Here is a 1762-nt window from a genome sequence, read left to right as displayed (position 1 = left end):
AATTGGTGAATCCTGCCAGGGCTGACGTTGAGCCTTTCGGCCGCTTCTCGAACTGTCAGATATTTTTCGCCTTGCAACATGCTCATGCCTCCATTATAGCGACTCTCCTAGGACATCGCCATAAATAAAAGGCAGGTGTTACCAGGCTAACCGGCACGGAAGCCCCCCGGCCCTCGCGGAACCGGGCACCTGCCAAGGTGACTTTCAGGTCGCCGTATCGGCGCGATTCAGTGCATCAAGGAACGCTTGCCGTGCTGCTTGGTTCGGTGTTGGGCCAGCCAAGTTCGGCTGTTTATCCAAAGCCTCCTTTTGAGATTGGTAGGCCTTTTCTGCGGCTGTGAAAGCCTCCCAGAGTTGGTTACTGCCTAAGAAGTTTTTCACAAAATCTTTTGGATTCGTGAACACGTCGTCGAGCCAGTGCGGTGGCAACGCCATGACAAGTCCTCCTTTCAAAGCCCTGCTTGAACACCGACAGCGGTAGTGCACTGGACTACGAGTCCAGTGCACTGGTTATCTGGGAAACACACAAAGTCGCGTTCCCAAATGCCTTTGCGTTCAAGTGGACAGGGGCGGGATCGAACCGCCGACACCTGGATTTTCAGTCCAGTGGAATAGCGATTTTGCGGGTGGTATCGGTTGTGCAGGCGGGTTGGCAATCGATCGAAGAGCAGATAACGAAAACGCCAGCCATTGAGGCTGGCGTTAAACCGGCGATCCGATCCCCAGTGGGGTTACATTTCAGCGGAAAATTCGCATCCGTTCAGTCTATTGTCTGCGTCTCACTGCTAATCCTCGTCGTCTGGCGGATCACCCTTATCCTCCAGCCCGTGTTCTTTCTGGTATTTCTGGATTTCGGCCACTTGCCGGGCCAGCTCTAGCATCCGTTCACGGGGGATCCCTTTAAAGCTGCGATCTTCGCCTTCGTTTTCGTGTTCGTGGGTCTTATTTTTTTCTTCGTTCATGGTTCACCTCAACGCATTGTAATAGGTTGCCTCGACGTCGATGCAGCGGGGCGGCGTGTGCACCGCCAGGCACTGGAAAAGCCGCCCGTCCGCGTCATACCGGTCCTCCTCGAATCTGTGCGACGCGAACACTTCACGCTTGATAATCACTTGGCCGACGTCAATTAACCCGACGGCAGGGGGACACGTCGCTTTCAAATAGACGTCACCATTTCCTCTCACTTGACGAAAGATAAACCATTCCGCGTCCGGATACAACAGGCTGGACTCGTTCCAGGCGCGCTCGAAGCTGGGATGTAGCAGGTTATCGTCATCGAGAAAGTAAATCCATCCGGTGCCAATATTGTCGAGTGCCCAGTTGCGCTGGGGGTAGCCGACAGCACCTATGCGCTCGGGCCCGGGTCCCCAAAATACCACCCCGCGAACACTGTCTGGGAGCGGGACGACTGGCTGACGTGGGTCGAAGATACACCACCAGGCGTACATGGTATGGACCAGGTGCTGTCGGATACTCCGGTAAATCCGGCTCAAGTTGTCCGGCCGACTAACAGGCGTCACGATATGCAACATCAGGCCGCTACGCTCCAGGATTCTACGGTTTTGCATCAAACCCGAACAAAGTCGGCTCCTCAGTCTTCGGCGCTTCCGTGCGTTCCAAGCCCAGTTTTTCTACCACCGTTTGCCAAGCCTCTTCGATAAGGTCCCGCTTGCGCCGCGGGTTATCGGCGATTTTCTCGGCGTACTGGTTGAGAATCCGCGAGATCTCCCCCACGCGATTGGCTTCGATGTCGAAGAGCATT

Annotated in this window: 4 protein-coding genes and 1 tRNA gene; all 5 read right to left on the bottom strand. The window is 55.2% G+C overall.

The window, feature by feature from the left end; all coding sequences use genetic code 11:
• Positions 1-204 precede the first annotated feature (204 nt).
• Positions 205-435 (bottom strand): hypothetical protein, encoded by a 231-nt coding sequence (locus tag ABJK56_RS19790; protein WP_347246416.1) that lies wholly within the window; start codon positions 433-435, stop codon positions 205-207.
• Positions 436-560: 125 nt separating this feature from the next.
• A tRNA-Phe gene (locus tag ABJK56_RS19785) sits at positions 561-625 on the bottom strand.
• A 160-nt stretch (positions 626-785) separates the two neighbouring features.
• A complete protein-coding gene (locus ABJK56_RS19780) occupies positions 786-962 on the bottom strand; it encodes a hypothetical protein (RefSeq protein ID WP_347246415.1) in 177 nt (58 codons plus the stop codon).
• A gap of 3 nt (positions 963-965) precedes the next feature.
• Positions 966-1532 (bottom strand): hypothetical protein, encoded by a 567-nt coding sequence (locus tag ABJK56_RS19775; protein ID WP_347246414.1) that lies wholly within the window; start codon positions 1530-1532, stop codon positions 966-968.
• Between the two features lie 22 nt (positions 1533-1554).
• Positions 1555-1762 (bottom strand): hypothetical protein (locus ABJK56_RS19770; RefSeq protein WP_347246413.1); only part of this gene is annotated, 208 nt, incomplete at its 5' end.

This window comes from Thermogutta sp. (assembly GCF_039793925.1).
Lineage (GTDB): Bacteria > Planctomycetota > Planctomycetia > Pirellulales > Thermoguttaceae > Thermogutta.
The sequence above is the reverse complement of the archived record's forward strand: the minus strand, read 5'-3'. Positions and strand labels throughout refer to the sequence as shown.